The sequence below is a fragment of the Myroides odoratimimus genome, from assembly GCF_004337635.1.
GTDB classification, from domain to species: Bacteria; Bacteroidota; Bacteroidia; order Flavobacteriales; family Flavobacteriaceae; genus Flavobacterium; species Flavobacterium odoratimimum.
Map to the genome: position 1 here is coordinate 3,428,826 of NZ_CP037427.1, position 16,922 is coordinate 3,445,747.

At 30.6% G+C, this 16,922-nt stretch carries 16 protein-coding genes and 1 pseudogene; 7 read left to right on the forward strand and 10 right to left on the reverse strand.

Translation table 11 applies throughout. From position 1 onward, the window contains the following. The first annotated feature begins 418 nt into the window (after positions 1–418). Both E0Z07_RS15485 and E0Z07_RS15490 read left to right on the forward strand, forming a co-directional pair. A complete protein-coding gene (locus E0Z07_RS15485) occupies positions 419–1,150 on the forward strand; it encodes an outer membrane beta-barrel protein (protein ID WP_006258091.1) in 732 nt (243 codons plus the stop codon). A 14-nt stretch (positions 1,151–1,164) separates the two neighbouring features. Continuing rightward, positions 1,165–2,844, forward strand: coding sequence for a S41 family peptidase (locus tag E0Z07_RS15490; protein ID WP_006258092.1), 1,680 nt, complete (start codon positions 1,165–1,167; stop codon positions 2,842–2,844). A gap of 279 nt (positions 2,845–3,123) precedes the next feature. Here the strand turns inward: E0Z07_RS15490 and E0Z07_RS15495 are convergent, their stop codons facing one another. The 6 genes from E0Z07_RS15495 to E0Z07_RS15525 all read right to left on the reverse strand — a co-directional run bounded on the left by E0Z07_RS15495 (position 3,124) and on the right by E0Z07_RS15525 (position 7,166). Next, entirely contained in the window at positions 3,124–3,504 is a 381-nt protein-coding gene (locus E0Z07_RS15495; protein ID WP_006258093.1) for a transposase, read from the reverse strand. 15 nt (positions 3,505–3,519) lie between these two features. After that, positions 3,520–3,924, reverse strand: coding sequence for a hypothetical protein (locus tag E0Z07_RS15500; RefSeq protein WP_006258094.1), 405 nt, complete (start codon positions 3,922–3,924; stop codon positions 3,520–3,522). Beyond that, on the reverse strand, positions 3,921–4,637 hold the full coding sequence (locus E0Z07_RS15505; RefSeq protein WP_131540958.1) for an ISL3 family transposase: 717 nt from the start codon (positions 4,635–4,637) through the stop codon (positions 3,921–3,923). Before E0Z07_RS15505 ends, E0Z07_RS15500 begins: the two co-directional genes overlap by 4 nt. A 158-nt stretch (positions 4,638–4,795) precedes the next feature. After that, complete coding sequence (locus tag E0Z07_RS15510) at positions 4,796–5,476, reverse strand: response regulator transcription factor (protein WP_207893706.1); 681 nt, start codon at positions 5,474–5,476, stop codon at positions 4,796–4,798. Beyond that, the gene (locus tag E0Z07_RS15515) at positions 5,439–6,224 is read right to left on the reverse strand and encodes a sensor histidine kinase (RefSeq protein WP_006261437.1); all 786 of its coding nucleotides are present in this window, start codon (positions 6,222–6,224) and stop codon (positions 5,439–5,441) included. Before E0Z07_RS15515 ends, E0Z07_RS15510 begins: the two co-directional genes overlap by 38 nt. A gap of 630 nt (positions 6,225–6,854) precedes the next feature. Further along, a complete protein-coding gene (locus E0Z07_RS15525; protein WP_006258099.1) occupies positions 6,855–7,166 on the reverse strand; it encodes a hypothetical protein in 312 nt (103 codons plus the stop codon). Positions 7,167–7,361: 195 nt separating this feature from the next. On the opposite strand from E0Z07_RS15525, the gene E0Z07_RS15530 reads away from it, so the two are divergent. Continuing rightward, on the forward strand, positions 7,362–8,213 hold the full coding sequence (locus tag E0Z07_RS15530; protein WP_006258100.1) for an RteC domain-containing protein: 852 nt from the start codon (positions 7,362–7,364) through the stop codon (positions 8,211–8,213). A 1,075-nt stretch (positions 8,214–9,288) separates the two neighbouring features. Then, complete coding sequence (locus tag E0Z07_RS15540) at positions 9,289–10,170, forward strand: AraC family transcriptional regulator (protein WP_006258102.1); 882 nt, start codon at positions 9,289–9,291, stop codon at positions 10,168–10,170. A 661-nt stretch (positions 10,171–10,831) separates the two neighbouring features. Here the strand turns inward: E0Z07_RS15540 and tnpA are convergent. Beyond that, positions 10,832–11,283 (reverse strand): annotated as a pseudogene (gene tnpA / locus E0Z07_RS15545) (IS200/IS605 family transposase). 919 nt (positions 11,284–12,202) lie between these two features. On the opposite strand from tnpA, the gene E0Z07_RS15550 reads away from it, so the two are divergent. Next, complete coding sequence (locus E0Z07_RS15550; RefSeq protein WP_036496846.1) at positions 12,203–13,468, forward strand: site-specific integrase; 1,266 nt, start codon at positions 12,203–12,205, stop codon at positions 13,466–13,468. Positions 13,469–13,563: 95 nt separating this feature from the next. After that, on the forward strand, positions 13,564–14,577 hold the full coding sequence (locus tag E0Z07_RS15555; protein ID WP_036496715.1) for a PDDEXK nuclease domain-containing protein: 1,014 nt from the start codon (positions 13,564–13,566) through the stop codon (positions 14,575–14,577). A 64-nt stretch (positions 14,578–14,641) separates the two neighbouring features. Here E0Z07_RS15555 and E0Z07_RS15560 read toward each other — a convergent pair whose 3' ends face one another. Next, the gene (locus E0Z07_RS15560) at positions 14,642–15,007 is read right to left on the reverse strand and encodes a transposase (RefSeq protein ID WP_081048740.1); all 366 of its coding nucleotides are present in this window, start codon (positions 15,005–15,007) and stop codon (positions 14,642–14,644) included. Between the two features lie 19 nt (positions 15,008–15,026). On the opposite strand from E0Z07_RS15560, the gene E0Z07_RS15565 reads away from it, so the two are divergent. Continuing rightward, positions 15,027–15,776 (forward strand): type II toxin-antitoxin system HipA family toxin, encoded by a 750-nt coding sequence (locus tag E0Z07_RS15565; RefSeq protein ID WP_131540960.1) that lies wholly within the window; start codon positions 15,027–15,029, stop codon positions 15,774–15,776. Between the two features lie 192 nt (positions 15,777–15,968). Here the strand turns inward: E0Z07_RS15565 and E0Z07_RS18085 are convergent, their stop codons facing one another. Together E0Z07_RS18085 and E0Z07_RS18140 are read right to left on the reverse strand one after the other, a co-directional pair. Next, positions 15,969–16,106, reverse strand: a complete 138-nt coding sequence (locus E0Z07_RS18085; RefSeq protein ID WP_006258107.1) for a hypothetical protein — start codon at positions 16,104–16,106, stop codon at positions 15,969–15,971. Beyond that, positions 16,103–16,921, reverse strand: coding sequence for a type II toxin-antitoxin system HipA family toxin (locus E0Z07_RS18140; protein WP_006258108.1), 819 nt, complete (start codon positions 16,919–16,921; stop codon positions 16,103–16,105). The genes E0Z07_RS18085 and E0Z07_RS18140 overlap by 4 nt, the downstream gene beginning before the upstream one ends. Position 16,922: the final 1 nt, after the last annotated feature.

Below are 16,922 nucleotides of genomic sequence, written 5' to 3' on the forward strand. Positions count from 1 at the left end.
CGATCTACTTACCAATTCACTACACAAGAGCACATGATTTCTTATTCACTTATCTTGTAGACTTACCTATTTTGTAATGTGATACCCTTTAAACAAACTCACTCCCTTACATTAAGCTTTAACATAAGTATCTTTTTTAAGGGTATATAATACTTCTAAAAAACCTATACTGATATTAACAAAGTAATTTTTTATATAAAAATTCAAATATTTCACTAAAAGTATAATTTAAACAACATACGATACAAATGTCAAATATTTATTAATATATCGTTTAATATGTTATATAATTAATTATATTGTAATTATTGTTTTTTTTTATAATCATAATCTTTTTTATCATATTTTATTAAGTTAAAATTATTTTAAATACATAGTATTTTTATCTATTTTAGAGCAACTAAATAAATAATAAATTATGATTTCAACAAAATTAGGTAGCTTAACAGCTATTTTTCTTTCAATGTTTAGCATGAGTCTCCATGCGCAAACTGAACAAAAAGAAAACCGATTCAAAGTAGGAGTTGATTTAGGGTATACTAATACCTCATTAAATACTAATATTTCGAATTTAGTAGATTCTAAGTATAATTCTCGTGGAGGTTTTGGGGTTAATGTTTCTGCAGAAATGGCCGTATGGAAGAATATATTTGTCTCTACAGGAGTTTCATACTTACAAAGAAACTATGAGTTTGAAAGAACAGGTAGTCGCGAAGGATGGTATTCTAAGTATAGTAATGATTTTATATCAGTACCCTTACTCGTTGGTGGATACTTAATTAACAATCCATATCATACTAATGGGATTTGGGTTAAAGCAGCAGGAGGTATCTACACTGAATATTGGGCAAAAATGAAAACTAAAGGGCAGTATCCTGTTTTTTCTGAGTTACAGCTTGATGGTTCATTTAATTATACAACAGTTTCTGAAAAATATGATTTTAAGAAGAATGAAAATCAGTTACGTAGATTATCTATGGGATTACAAGGACAGGTTCAAGTTGGTTATGCGATAGATAAAATAGATGTCTATGTAGGCTATAATTATCTTTATGGTCTTACAGAGACTTATAAATACGATAGTCCTGGGAATAAAAAGAATACTAGAGATTCGCACATGATTTCTATAGGAGCTGCTTATAAATTTTAATAAAATTACACACGATGAAAAGAGTAAAACATAAAATAACAATATTTAGTTTATCTATATTATCATTATCATCTCTAACAGTATTAAATTCTTGTTCTACTGATGATATTACAATTACTGATCCGAGAAGATTTACTTCAGAAGATGTAAAATCTTATGCCGATTTATTTGAAGTTTTTTGGAAGACAATGGATCAACAGTATAATTATTTTTACGAGCAGAAAAATCAAGGAGGTTTAGACTGGGATAATGTATATAAGACATATTATCCTAAATTCGCCGCTCTACAAACTTATGGTAGACCTAATGAGGATGATGGTCAAATACATGAAGATTATTTAACTGCTTTTCAGTACTTCAAAGAGATTGCACATCCAATAATAGATCGCCATTTCTATGTAAAGATTCAGTTTCCTGCAACTAATAAAAATATTATTAGAACTGAAACACTCTATGGAGGAATACTTGATACAGTAAGACCTTACGTGTATCCATTTGCACAGAAGTATAATTATATGAAAGATAGAGTGACTGCTAATGGATATAAGTCTAATACAAGTAGTTTTGGAATCATTGCAGGAAATTTAAAATCTAATCCAGATATCTATTATTTCTCTTTTAGTCAATTTGCAGTAACAAATAATTTAAAAATAACATTAGCGAACAATTATTTAAATCCTGGAAAAGGCAATGCACTATTATTGACTGAAGATATTTTAGAAGCTACTGACGAATTAAAGGCAATTGAAGATGTTAATATGCGTAATGCTATTAAAGAGGTGACCTTTAATATACTAAAAGAATACAATGAGTATTCTAATTCAAAAGCGTATAAAGAATTTATAGAAGAGGCAGCGAAGTTTAACCAAACTGAAGTGGTTAGTAATGAATTAATGCTTGCTACCCAAAATGCTTTAAGAGCATATAATGCGTTGCCTAAATATAAAACGGTTGCTCCATACGGAAACTTATATAATGAAGCGACACAATTCTATGTAGGTGAGTTTATAGGTCTTATGGATAATCACGTTAATTTTGGTTATAGATTTCCAGAATTAACAGGTGCATTAAGCCAAGTTTTAACTAGAGGAGAATTTTATCAGAAGTTCTTAAATCCTTTACATAAAGGTGAAATCAAGAAAATAATAATAGATTTACGTTCTAATGGAGGTGGTGCTGTTGTTGATGCACGTTTTATTTCAGATCGTTTTATTACTAAAAATGCTGTATTTGCTTATCAAAGAACAAGAGAAGGGAATGGTAGATTTAATTACACTCCATGGGTAGAGGCTAAAACTAAACCACATAATTTTGGTATTCCAGCGGATATTCCTATTGCTATTTTAACAGATAAAGGTAGTGCAAGTATGTCTGAAATTACTACGCTAATGTTAAAATCTCAAGGAAATCAAGTCGTAAGTGTAGGTGACTATAGTGCTGGAGCAACAGCAGGATTAGGCGCTGTAGATGACTTTAATGGAGGTACTAGAGATGAAGTTGCAGGAGGTAAATTAACATTCTATATGCCATTATTAGCAATGAAAGATGCTGATGGGGTGGTAATAGAAGGTGTTGGTGTTAAGCCAAATATTCATGTATCTCCACTAACAGATAGTGAAGTATCACAGATGACTTCACCTACTTTTGTAGATAGAGTGGTAAATGAAGCGATTAATTATTTGAATTCTAAATAGTTAAAATATACAAATAGAAATGCTCCTTAAGTATTTAACTTTTGGAGCATTTTTTATTCAATAAAAGTTATGAATTTCCACGCCATTCAGTTAGAAAGTATGGTTTCAAATCTATTGAGTAAAGAACAAAAGCTATCTAACCAAGCATTAATTAATAAACAATCCTACTATCGGTTTTGACATAGCGTAAGTGAGGTACTATATCTAATTCTATACTGGATATTCCACTCTATACTGCACCACGAATCCGTTAAAGTGGATCTTCCCCACTTTTGGTGGTTAATCTATCGAAAGCACCAATCTTTTTTCTAACAAATCAATTGAACATCTGCCATACATTTGTCTCTTTAGAGTCTTAAGTTTATTTACATTCCCTTCAACAGGCCCATTACTCCATGGTAAATCTATTGCATTTTTAATAGCGTTAGTATCTTTTAAAAGCCCTTTAGAAAAACTCTGAAACTCTGGGATACCACTGAGGTTTATTTTGTCAATCCAAGTATAAAAATAATCACTACATTTTTGTTCAAACATCATACATCGAAACTCTCTGACTACCTCCAATGTAAAACGTAAGGTAGGTGATAACTCATAAAACTGATCTAGTATATGCTTTTGTGCCTTATTGATTCTCTCCTTTTTAGTCACAAACAATATCATTGTACGTGAAGGACGTCAAAACACTAAGTTTGATGGTAAAATCACCTTGTTTCTAGCAGCTTTTCCAATTGAAATTTGAAATCGTTTAAGTGAGTCTGATAATGTGTTATAAGCGCCTGTATATCCACGATTTTTCAATTCAAAATGTAAAGTTTTAAGTAGAATTGTTGGTTCTTGAATAATTCGTGATTCGATATATTCGAGATGTTTTTCTATACCTGTTGAGCTTTGACAATGTATCGTAGGTAACTCATCATACAGCTCATATTTTTTTACTGTAACACGACTCATATGAAGCAATTTACTTATTTCTCTATGACTCTTACTTTGAGCTAATAGCTCTTTGACTTGGGTAAAACGTTGTAATTGATGATTTGACGTTTTAGTCTTTTGCCTTTTATTTTCTGGTTGTATTGTCATAGTATTTTTTTTCTCATTTTTTGAATAACCGCATATTCTCTATCTAAAATCTTTCGAACAGTCTCTCCTAAGTTCTTTAGTAAATGCCAACGATCAGCAACTTGTAAAGCTTGGGGTGCTCCTTGTGTAGAAGCTCTTTGATAATTGATAAATCTGTCTCTTGAAATTAATTGTACTTGTTTGTTTTGAGTAAGCCAATGATAAAATGTGTTTTCTTCCCTATCTTTTAACAAACCAATTGGTTTATTGGTATTTAGATCTATAAGAATACTTCCATAGCGTTCTCTTTTTCGAATAGCCCAATCATCTACACCTAAATGTGTAACATTAGTAGTTGTTGGAAGCTCTTGTTTTGCTATAATTCGAAGTAAAGAAGTATCGCTAATAGTAACAGAAAATTCTGCGCATATTTTCTCAATAGGTCTACCTCCTGTTAGAATAACTAAATTCAATAACTTTTTAGTTAACCTATCACTTCTTCTTTGATAAGAAGAAAAGATCGATTTAAATCGCTCTGTAAAGATTTTCAAAGGACATTCTAATGTAGAACAATAGAATTTTCGAGCTTTCAATTTTATCAGTGTTTGTTTACCAAAAATAGGAAGATCGACTATTTTTCTAATGTAGTAACTATGTAATTTTGAAGATGGTAGTTTGGAGTACTTGGTATATGGAGTTGTAGGTTTTGTTTGTTTAGCGACACAAATTTCTATAACCCTTCTTTATTTTACAAAAGTCAAGACGACTTCAATTAGTAAGAATTAATCTTCTATTACCAAAAGACTCTAGTTTATTTTTCTTGTTATAATGTGATTTAAAGCAATTAATTACATCTTTTTTGCTGTAGGCTAGTTAGTTTTTTTTTTATAATTCATTTTCTTTTAGAGGTTTTATAACTGTTTATAAAATCCTGTTTTTTAATATAATGCATTGAAATTGCATATAAAACAACACCTGTAAAATTATAAGATCCTGTTTTTTCAAGTAAACCTTCTTTGTGTTTTTCAACTGTCCTACAACTAATATGTAAGCTATCAGCTATTTCAGAGGAGCTAAGCTGTCTAGCGCTAAGAGTTATAATTTCTAATTCTCTTTGGGAGAAAACACATGTGGTGTTTTCTATATCAAAGCTAAGTTTTATTAGAACCTTTCTAACCCTTTTACCAAAATACTCTAATGATTTGTTAACTGTTAAAATAGCTTTTTCAATATCCTTAGATTTGGCTTTTTTACTTAAGTATCCTGAGACATTAAACTTAAGCATTCTAGCGATACTATGATGATCATAAAAGCTAGAAAGTATAATTACCTTTAAAGAAGGATAAGTTTTATTTAACTCTGCCACTGTTTGATAACCATCCATTTTAGGCATCTGAATATCTAAAAACACAATATCAACCTCTATTGTCTTTAAGCCTTGTAATAATTTTAACCCATTAGAACTTTTTAAGACTACCTTTACAGAGCTAATCCTAGATATAATCAATTCAAAACCATCTCGAAAGACTGTATGATCATCCACTATTGCTACTTTTATTATTTTGCTCTGCATAATAAATACCTATTGCATTTGAATTCTCTTCTCTTATATGCCTAAAATCAGCATTAATTTGTTTTAATCTAGCATGTATATTACTAAGACCTATACCTTTTTGGGCGTTATCACTTTTTATATCAGAATCATAGCCTATTCCATTATCACTAATTAATAAGATAAGTTTACCCTTATCCCAAAGAAGTCTTAAACTTACCTTACTAGCCCCGCTGTGCTTTATGATGTTTTGTATCAGCTCTTGAACTACTCTATAAAAAGTTAGTTTTACATTTTGATCTAACTCAAAACTAACTGGCTCATAGTGATAACTAAACTCAATACTACTTGTCTTGTTAATTCGGTTTATATAATCAGATAAAATACACTCTAAAGGATTATCCTCAATATAAGGTGGAGATAAATGATAACTCAGCTCTTGAAGCTGCTTATAAGTGTTTAAAGTTATTTTCTTTATCTGTTTTAAGGCATCTTTTTTTGTCTTTTTATCTTGATAGAGTTTTATTATCTGTAGATAACTTAACACACATGCCAACTCGTTACACACCCCATCGTGAAGCTCTCTTGAGATGCGAGCTCTTTCCTTGTGCTCAGCTTCTAAAATAATACTAAGTCGGTTGTTTAAAAGTTTGATTTGATACTCCTTAAGATTTTTCTGATATAATATCACAATAGCTATAACCACACCACACAAAGCAGTGGCCGAGATTGTGGCCAGCCAAAAGATAAGCGTTATTTTATTTTCCATATTCCAATAGATATTACAATTCTAAGGGTTAAGCTCCCTAGAATATTAATTAACCAATAATCTAAAAAATATAATTTGTTATCCACTCTATAACTACACAACACAAACAAAGGTATAGTCACACTATAATAAACAAAAAGGCCTATTACCATATAAAAATCAGGCCTTTTAAAGAGTCTTAGACTTGTTTTTTGAATAAAATTCTGATTAATTACAATAAAACTAGAAACAATCACAAAAATCATCACAAAGACCTTATTTATAGTTTTTGATACCAGAAAATGATGGTTTGTTAAAAAGCGTAATGAAAACAGATAAACTATTACAAAAAGACCTAAAGACAGGTAAAAGTAAGCCTTTGGCTTTCTATTTAATAAGTTTATAAAAAGGTAAAACAGAGCTATAAACTCTAAAAGGGAATAAACTTGGAACCAAACAAGAACATTGATCTTTAAAATAAGACTTGCTATTGTCTCGTACAAAGAAGCAATAAAAAACAATAAAACAATTCCCAAATAAGCTTTATCACAATAAATACCCTTTTGCCTTTTATACAGGTAAAGACAAAAGGGTATAATTCCAAACAATAAAGTTAATACTATTACCTCCATTGATACATAAAGCTTGCTTTTATCCCAAAGTATTATCATACGAACAAGCAGGAGGACAAGTGATTAATTCCTCTAGGATAATTCCATCGCTAATATCCTGCCCTTTTTGATCTACTCCTACTAAAACCATATTGGTTAAAGCGGTTTGTTTATTGAGCCCTGGATAGATACGCATACCTATACAATTGGTTTGACTCAAAAGCGCTTGTAGTTTATCTATCCCTACATAATAGCTATTTATCGCATCTGGATACTGAGCTTTAAACTCAGTGATATACTCAATAGCTTTTTGTTTTGTAATCACTTGACCACTTTGATTTGAAATTTTCATAAAAATACTGATTTATAATTAATCCATAAAGTTTAATACTTTAAACTATAAAGTCAATACGTATTTTTACGTAATTATACGTATAAATACGTATTGATTAAGATTAATATTTTTACTTATTTAGCACAGTTATCCAAAAACCAACATTTATGATAAATCTAAAAACAAAACCAACCTTAATAAAAATTACAACTCATGAATCAAACAACAACAACAAAAAATGCCCTTAGTCAGATTATCAAAAAAGAAGCTGAACTAGGGGCATTAGAATCTGTTTCTATTTCAAGTACATTAGAAATGATCGAGTTTTTAAAAGCTGTTTTAAAACAAATCAAAAAACAAGTTCTTCTTTATGGTTTTACCAGTCAAGAGCAAGAAATTGATTTTTTTAAAAACATTAAACCTTTAATTCTTGGAAAGCTTATCTTCTACAATAAATTATACGGTTTTAAGTGCGAGTCTCCAAGTGATATAGTATCTGCTAAGATATACTTTCAAGAAAAACTAAAACAACTCCACAGTGAATATAAAAAATACCACCTATATAGTGATATCTATAAATATTATAAAACAAAGGCTTCACATAGAGATATAGAATACTTTACAACAGGGCACATAAATAAAACACATCTGGTAAATAGTTTTAGTTTTGAAATAAACCCTAAATTCTCAACCTTTTATGATTATAAAATAGCACGTATTATAACCTATGAACTTCTAAGTGCGTATTTAAACAATAAAACAACCTCTTACAATTCCCTTATAGGTACAGCCACCCAAAACGCTATAACCTGGTCTGAATCAAATAGCGCATTAATAGAACTAATATATGCCTTGTATGTGACAAAATCTGTAAATCATGGTAAGGTTAAAATAAAAAAACTATCAAAAGCTTTAGGGCAAGTTTTCCAAATTAATATCTCAGATAATATTCACCACACCTTTCACCGCATGAAAACAAGAAGTTATTCAAGGACTATGTTTCTAGATAAACTAAAACAGTCTCTTGAGGATTACATGGATCAAGATCAGCCATACAAAGGTTAAAAAAAGCAAAGTGGGGCTAGTCTTTATAAGATAGCCCCACTTTAAATTCTGTTAATATCTAATAAAATATTAGATGTTTTTATTGTAGCATACAATCATACCTAACTATAGGTAATATCTGCAAATACTGAGTTAGTGTTATAAACTTGTTTTAATCTTTGTTTCTCTTGCTCTATAGAGATTAATGACTCGCAACCGGTTTGTTCATAAACCAACTCTGAAGCTTTCCAAACCTTTTTTGTATATTTAAAGGTTCTTTGACTTATACTAACTTCTTGCTTATTTTTATGATCAATAAAGTAACTATTGTAAAGCATTACAAAGCAAGTGCATTAAAACAAGCAAAAAATGTAAAAATGTAGGAATTAAGTCAGCAACATTTAGTTATTGGGTAATTAAGTATAAAACAGAATCAACACAATCCTAATATAATAATTTTATAAGTCTAACAAAGAATCAGTTAACTAGCATTCAAGGATATGAAATGCTCTATCCTAGTGATTTAAGCTACAAGTATATACAGATAATCTAAGTGAAATCGATTTCTCAGTAAACCTTGTTTGATATTTAACCTTAGTAGTTTGCATCAATTTAATTTATCTTAATCACCCTGCGATATAGATAAAAGTTTTTATTCTCTATTTGGCATTATTTAAAACAAGCTTAATCAAACGTTAATGGGCGTGTACTTGTTTTTATCAACCAGAGTAATCAAATAAAGCTTTTACATTGAAAAAAAGGGATTTATGCTGTATTTATTACAAGCTATTATAATTTATATTTTTTGCAAACTGAAAAAAAACATTTCGGATCTACATACTTATAACTACAAAAAGTTAATCTCAAACACTGTACAATAATATTTAGATCTCACAAAAAACTCTTACTCAGGGGTAGATAGGTATATTTAAAGACTCTATCTCAAATTACTCTTTTATTTGTGGGGATATACATATTACTTTCGTTAAAATATAAGATTGTATAGCTAATTTTCTTTTCTTTTGTACAAAGAAAATAATGAGTAATATTAGTCATTATTGAGATTACTCTAAAACAAACACTACTGTTTTTACTTATGAATAAGTTACCTTTGGAACCTTTTCTTCACCGATTTAATAATAGATTATACATCAACTGCAAAGATGTTAATAAATTAGTACAAATTAGGGATCAACACTTGTTTTATCCTCATAAATTAACTTTTTTTTGTATTCATCTGTTTTTGGAAGGACAAGGAACATATTATTTAGATTCTGTTTCAATTGATGTCGCTCCTAAACGAGTTTTAATAGTCTCAAAGAATCAGGTAGAGCAATATTGTCAGCCTATAAATTATAAGTCTGAGATTTTGATGTTTACTGAAGAATTCTTTTGTATTGATGAGCTACATTTTCAGTTTTTCTATAATACAAAACTTTTTGATTTAACTGATCATTTACAGTCAATTGATATAAGTGGGCAGTATGAAGAATTAACTTTATTATTTACACTTATCAAAAAAGAGTTAAACAAAAGTTTTTACCCTAAACAGCAATATATTTTAAATAATTACCTTTTCAATACATTACTAATTTTAGAAAATGCTATTGATAAATCTACTACTCAACAGCTAAATATTTCACACGATAAGTTAATTGTATCTAATTTCAAACATTTAGTTAACAATAATATAGATAAAAGCATGACTGTAAAAATGTATGCCTCTGAATTAAAACTAAGTGTTCGATCAATTGAATATGCATTTAAAAAAACTGATAATATCACTCCTTATGCTTGGGTATCAGAAAGAATGATTATGGAAATTAAGAGATTGTTATTATATAAAGATTTACACATAAATGAAATATCATTTAAACTAAAATTTAAAGAAGCTAATCATTTGACAGTATTCTTCAAAAGAAAAACAGGTCTAACTCCTTTGCAATTCAGAAATAAATATAAAGAGAATGGTGATTAACGCAGTTTTTATTCGTTTTTATATAAGCTTGAATAAGAGTTCAAGAATTAGCTTTGCATTGTTGTTAAAGCAGTAAATGCAGGAAGCGATAAAGTTATTATTTTTAATTTACATGTTTTAATGAAGAGAATAAGTCATTATTAATTCTCAATTTAATCTTTGTTACTAGATTTAAAAAAGTAACAACAAAACTCACACTTTAATTAATCTTTGTTGCTAGATTTAAAAGAAGTATCAAAACTCACACTTTTTTCAAGTAGCTCAAAATGAGCTAGCAAACAACAATTCACTTTTGAGGCTCCTAATTAGGGGCCTCTTTCTTAAATCAAGTTTAGCTTAAGAGTTGTGGGGGGATCTATATTTCCAATAAATAAACCAAGGCTTTTACTAATATTACAAACAGATTTACTACTGGTAAAATTACATAGAGATAAGAAATAGATATCTGTAGCTATTAATCCTTTTGGTTTATAAGAAATAAGTCTATTAAACTGGGGCTTTATTATTAATATCAAACGGATATGTAGTTAAATCTAACCTTATATAGTTGCTCTGTGCTATCTGACTTTACTCTAACAAAAAGGTTTGTAAAATCATAATTACAAAAATACATTCTGACAATATTTAATTTTTTTTTAACAAACTACTTCAAGGTATCGCGTTACTTAAAAGATAATAGTAATTGATTTTGATTGAACGACTTATATACAGTATTTTCTTCTCCTTGATTTTGAATGTATTTCTTAATTACATCCTCATTACCATATTGATCAACTGTATTTACATAATATCCGCTTGTCCAAAAATCACCTCTACCATAGCTGTTTTTTTTACTTCTGGATGCAATCGAAAAATCTCTTTTGAGGTAATACTTTTCACTGTCCTACCAATAATCTTTACAGAAAGTTTTGGTACACTTTAAATCAGAAAATGTACATGATTTTCATCTGTTCCGATTTCAACAAAATGTATTTCATAACGCTCTGAAATCTTGCTACAAACTTCAACCAAACTAATTTCAACATCCTCTGATAAAACAGTTCTTCTATATTTTATTAGACAAACCAAATGATATAGTAGTAAGCTTTTATTAGGCCGTTTGAATATATATATTCACTAATCAAACAAATATACTAATCTTTAATCTTCTACCTCAAGGCAGAGCCTTGTGAAAATCTTTTGATTATACTAATAAGTAATAGTAAATAATACCCCATATCACTAAAAAGAATAAACCTACTAAAATATTATTCTTTTGTCCTTCAAAATCCCTTTTAACAAATAATATGTATAAAAGACAAATGATAAAAACAACTATTAAACCAACTGAAATAAAAGGATACAACATATTATCTACTATTTAATTAAATATATTTACAATATAGTATTTTTTTTCAAACAATAGTGTAATCTAAGCCTTTCATTTTAATGATAACTTCAATTTAATTTTAAAAACCACCATTGGATACTCTTTTGGTGCAACAGGAAAACTTGAAGTAAAGCAAAACAATAGTAATATATTTTTACCCAATACAATCAAAGATAATATCACCGTTGCTTCATACAAACCTCATAGCTCTTTTAGATAGTCAGCAGGAAGTGCATTAACTTACAACTTAACAGATCAATTAGGACTAACATTATATGTTGATTATTCTAGTCCAAAACCAACAATAATCTATACTCCTGAAACCCCTCTATTAAATTTAAATTCTAATAAAGCAGATTTGCACTATATAGCATCAGGATTAAGACTTACAGCTTATTTCTAATAATGAAGTCATCTTAACTTTTTAGTTTTGTAAAACTTCTTCAATACTATGACAATAAAAGTCCAAATTTAAAGGCTTTACAATCGTTTTTTGATTTTTTGGTAATGAGGTAAAAAGCAGAAAAAAGCGAGGTTTGACAAAAGTAAGGTTACTAAAACGTTACTGTTAAACATTGGAAACAATCGTTCTAAAAAACTATATTTCAGTGTTTTGCATAGGTTTTCATATTGTTTCGTGGCTCACATAGGTTTAACTTTATCATTAAGAATTGTGAGTATGGAAACGACAAAAAATCAACGTTTAAGGTTCTTTTCTACCTTAAAAAGAATGCCCCGAAGAAAAACGGAAAAGTTGTAATTATGTGCAGAGTTACCGTAAACGGTAAACAGTCTGCATTCAGCACAAAGTTGGATATTTCCGCAACTAATTGGGATTTGAAGTATGGCAGGGTTTTAGGCAAAAGCCGAGAAGCCCAAGAGGTAAACGGTAAACTTGATAAAATCCGTTTGGGTATCGAGGAATGTTATTCCAAAATCCTAAAGAACGAGGAAACGGTAAACAGCACTAAACTAAAAAATACCTTTCTCGGAATGGGAAGTGGAGAACTGACCTTTTTCAAATTCTACGAACAATTTATAGCAGACTTTGAAAAAAAGGTAAACAGCGGACTTCGGGTACAAGGCACAAACAGCAGGTACAAAACGCTTTTGAAGCACCTGCAGAATTTTGCCCTCGTCAAATACGGTTATACCGATATTACGTTTAACGACCTTACTTCCGAATTTGTACAGGATTTCGACTACTATCTGCGGAACGATTTAAGTATCGGGCATAATACGATTTGGGTGTATATGATTGGTTTTACTACCCTTTGCCGATTGGCAATGAGCAGAAAGCATCTTGCCTTTAATCCGTTCAGCGAGTACAAGAACACCAAAAAGGATAAGGACAGGGGTTATCTGTTGCGGAACGAGTTGGAACAGCTTGTAACGTTCAACTGCGAAAAAAAGAAAGACGAGTTGGTTAAAGACCTGTTTGTTTTCAGTTGCTTTACAGGACTTTCGTATTCGGATATAAAAGGACTTAAAAACAGTAATATACAAGAGTTCTTTGACGGCAATCAATGGATTATTGTACGTAGAAGAAAGACAGCCACATCGTCCAATGTAATGCTGTTGGATATTCCCAAAATAATTATAGAAAAATACGCAGGACTGTCAAAGGACGACAGGGTTTTCCCTGTTCCGTCCAACAGTTTCTGTAATGATAGACTAAAAGTAATTTCCCAACAAATTGACTGCCTTAAAGAAAAGAAAGTAACCTTTCATTTGGCACGCCATACGTTTGCTACCTTGTTTTTGAGTGAGGGTGTTCCTCTTGAAAGTTTGAGCAAAATGTTAGGACATAAGAACATTGCCACCACACAGATTTACGCCAAGATACTCAACGAGAAAGTCGGTAAGGATATGCAAAAGGTATCACATAAATTTAAAGGTTTGGAACGGTCTTTTGTTGCTCAACTTTGATAATAACGTCATTATTATACATTAAATTAGGTGTAATCAGAAGTAGCCGTATATTATAATTTGTACCTTTGTTAAATGTAGATGAATATTTAAGTATGCTTATAAACCAATCCATTATAACAGATATAAAAGCCATTATAGCCCAATCAAAAGATAAGGCTATACGTGCCGTTGACCATCAGCGAACGCTGATGTATTGGCATATTGGCAAACGTATCTTTGAAGAAGAACAAGAGGGAAAAGAACGTGCAGATTATGGAACGTTTCTTATCAAATATCTTTCAGAACAACTGCAACCCGAGTTCGGAAGTGGTTTTTCCACAAGACAAATCAACCTTTACCGTCAGTTTTACCGCACATTTGAGAATGTGCATACACTGTATGCACAATTGAGTTGGAGCCAATACAAGCTACTTTTAAGCGTTGACAGTCAGGATAAAAGAGAGTTTTATATTGCTGAAACAATAAAAAATAATTGGACGGTGCGGCAATTGGAACGGCAGATTTACAGCAGTTTGTACGAACGGCTTTTGTTGAGCAATGATAAAGAAAGTGTTTTAGCGGTTGCCAAAAATGAGAAACAGCCGTCTGATGCCAAAGAAATCATTAAAGACCCAATGTATTTGGAGTTTTTGGGCTTGAAAAGAGAAACATCTTATTATGAAAGAGATTTGGAAAGTGCCATTATTACACACTTACAGGAGTTCTTGTTGGAGTTAGGCAATGGATTTTCCTTTGTAGCAAGGCAGAAAAGAATACATATTGAGGGCGATGAGTTCTTTGTGGACTTGGTATTTTACAACCGCATTTTGCAATGTTTTGTAATTATTGAAATCAAAACCACTAAACTAACTCATCAGGATATTGGGCAGTTACAAATGTATGTGAACTATTATGACAGGATAGAAAAACTGCCATACGAGAACCCTACCATTGGGATTTTGCTTTGTGCTAATAAAAATGATGCAGTAGTAAAATTTACATTACCAGAAAATCAAAAACAGATTATTGCAAGCCAATACGAACTTTACTTACCAAGCGAACAGCAATTATTGGAAGAAGTAAATAAGGAATTGGAGAGTTTTGAAGAAAGGGAGGATAAAAAATAGATGCTCTTTTGATTGAATAATACCAAGAGAATTTTAAATTATTAAAAAAAGATATAAATAGATGCTAAGTACACGACAAAAAACTAAAGCAATTGATATTTAAAGGGTTGTGTCCATTTTTAGAGAGTAATAATCTTGATAAGTAGTCAAGTCCAAGTTTAAATACACTAATAAGCCTATTGCCATGATTCTTGATTGTGATAGGCTTAATAGTGTCAATATAGTCCCCAATCTTATAGCACCATACAAAAGCAATCATCACTAACATGACTAGTTTTTCAAGCCTATCGATTTTTTGTAAGTGTGTATCTTCTATATTAAATCCGCTAGACTTGAAGGCTTTAAATAGTGTTTCTATCTGCCATCTTATTTTATAAGTATCTAAAGCTTTCTCTGGTTTATTAAACCCAATGACAATACAATAATCTATCTATGGAAATGAATTACGGTTGACAAATGAAATTGAAAGTGGTCATTATATTTTAAAACCTATATCAGATTTACCAAAAAATAGAGAATTTGCACCTGCAAACGAACATTTAACGATGCAAATTGCGAAACAAATTTTTAAAATTAAGACAGCAGAAAATGTGTTAATCTTTTTTGAAGATGGAAGTCCAGGCTATCTTACAAAGCGTTTTGATTACGATGGAAATGGGAATAAATTAGCTATAGAAGATTTCGCTTCATTATTAGGAAAATCACCTGCAACAGATGGAGAGCAATACAAATATGAAGCAAATTATTTAGAGTTATTTGATGCATTGAAAAGATATGTACCCGCATGGAAAGTAGAAGCACCTAAGTTGTTTACTTTAATCGTTTTCAATTATCTATTTTCTAATGGAGAGGCTCATTTAAAGAATTTTTCATTGATAGAAACTCAACAAGGCGATTTTAAATTAAGTCCAGCTTATGATTTGCTAAATACTAAAATCCATATTCACAATGCTGACTTTGCATTAAAAGAAGCAATATTACCTAAATCAATCTCAAAAGGAAAAATCATCGATCAATTGATTGTATTGGGAGCTAAGGCAGGAATAACAGAAAAATTGATTGCTAAAGTTCTTCAAAATCTAACTTCGAAAGAAGAACAAGTGGTAGATTTAATCGAAAGATCATTCTTATCAGAGAAACTAAAACGTAATTATTTACAAGATTATCAACGTCGATTGAAGAAATTAAGAAATGATTAATTTCAAATACAAATTTACAACTTGAATCCCCGTATACTTTTAAGCTAATACATCTTGTGCAATAGAATAATAGTTAATCGAACCTTAAAAAGTCATTTTAAGCTTAAGATTCCCTAATATTAGGTTGGTTATTGTATAAAACGCTTCTGTAAAAAAGAGCCAAAAAGATGATTTACATTTGTTGATCCTGTTTTAAAGCGTGAATTCAACTTTAAAATCGGGTTCATTTATCGCCAATACTTCCTCTCTATATTCTTGCTTTGGATCAAAGAACAAAAATACAGGCGTGGTGATTTCTTTAAACTTATTACGTGTTTTATCTATAATCATTTCATTTCTTTTATTAATTCACGATCTATTTGATGTGCCAATGCTGTGTCAACTTGATACATCTTCGCATAATGATTCCAGTTTTTTACTAAATCAAGTGCTTGATCTATGATTTTATTAGGATTGCGAATAGAATTTTGTTCGGCGATGGTTACTAAATCTTTGCGTTCAAAATCTTTGCGTTTTCCGTTGATACTCAAGTTGTGTTGGCTCACCCACATACTATCTGGACGATAGGCAAAACAAATATCATAGGCGGGGGCTAATTTCCATTTTCCTTGAGCATCCATTAAGAATGCAAAATTCTTGGTGTGATCATCACAATTACGTGCTACTACATTAAACACCATACGTTTAAACATTTGTTCTGCCTCTGCATAGGTTAAGCGCAATAAACGCATGGTTTGAAATACTTGTTCGTAGCTATATGATGTGATATTTGCAAAATCGTAATGTTGCAAGGCACATAAGGTTTGTGTATGTACTTTTTGATTTCCACCCACACGGTCAAAACGTTTGGTCATAAAATGAACGCGTTTGTTTTCTTCAATCAAACGTGATTCTGTCATTTCAATCCCAAAATCTGTCGCCATTTTATAATAAGCCATTTCTACACGACCGTAACTTTTTGAAACACCAAATTGGACATCGCTGATTTCATCAAACTTGATTAACCAATGTTCGAAACCATCTTCGGCTAGTGTTTGCCCGGATTTTACTTTTCCCGTTTTCTTATTGTATGCTATAATTGCTTTAGGGCGAGCCCCTCCTGCAGAAGTTCCCATTTTAAGCACATCTAACATCACATCTTCCATA

Coding starts and splice junctions, on each gene's coding strand:
- E0Z07_RS15490 (WP_006258092.1), top strand. CDS start 1,165: ATGAAAAGAGTAAAACATAAAATAACAATATTTAGTTTATCTATATTA.
- E0Z07_RS18085 (WP_006258107.1), bottom strand. CDS start 16,106: ATGATTATAGATAAAACACGTAATAAGTTTAAAGAAATCACCACGCCT.
- E0Z07_RS15485 (WP_006258091.1), top strand. CDS start 419: ATGATTTCAACAAAATTAGGTAGCTTAACAGCTATTTTTCTTTCAATG.
- E0Z07_RS18140 (WP_006258108.1), bottom strand. CDS start 16,921: ATGGAAGATGTGATGTTAGATGTGCTTAAAATGGGAACTTCTGCAGGA.
- E0Z07_RS15495 (WP_006258093.1), bottom strand. CDS start 3,504: ATGATATTGTTTGTGACTAAAAAGGAGAGAATCAATAAGGCACAAAAG.
- E0Z07_RS15515 (WP_006261437.1), bottom strand. CDS start 6,224: ATGGAAAATAAAATAACGCTTATCTTTTGGCTGGCCACAATCTCGGCC.
- E0Z07_RS15530 (WP_006258100.1), top strand. CDS start 7,362: ATGAATCAAACAACAACAACAAAAAATGCCCTTAGTCAGATTATCAAA.
- E0Z07_RS15555 (WP_036496715.1), top strand. CDS start 13,564: ATGCTTATAAACCAATCCATTATAACAGATATAAAAGCCATTATAGCC.
- E0Z07_RS15510 (WP_207893706.1), bottom strand. CDS start 5,476: ATGCAGAGCAAAATAATAAAAGTAGCAATAGTGGATGATCATACAGTC.
- E0Z07_RS15540 (WP_006258102.1), top strand. CDS start 9,289: ATGAATAAGTTACCTTTGGAACCTTTTCTTCACCGATTTAATAATAGA.
- E0Z07_RS15500 (WP_006258094.1), bottom strand. CDS start 3,924: ATGACAATACAACCAGAAAATAAAAGGCAAAAGACTAAAACGTCAAAT.
- E0Z07_RS15525 (WP_006258099.1), bottom strand. CDS start 7,166: ATGAAAATTTCAAATCAAAGTGGTCAAGTGATTACAAAACAAAAAGCT.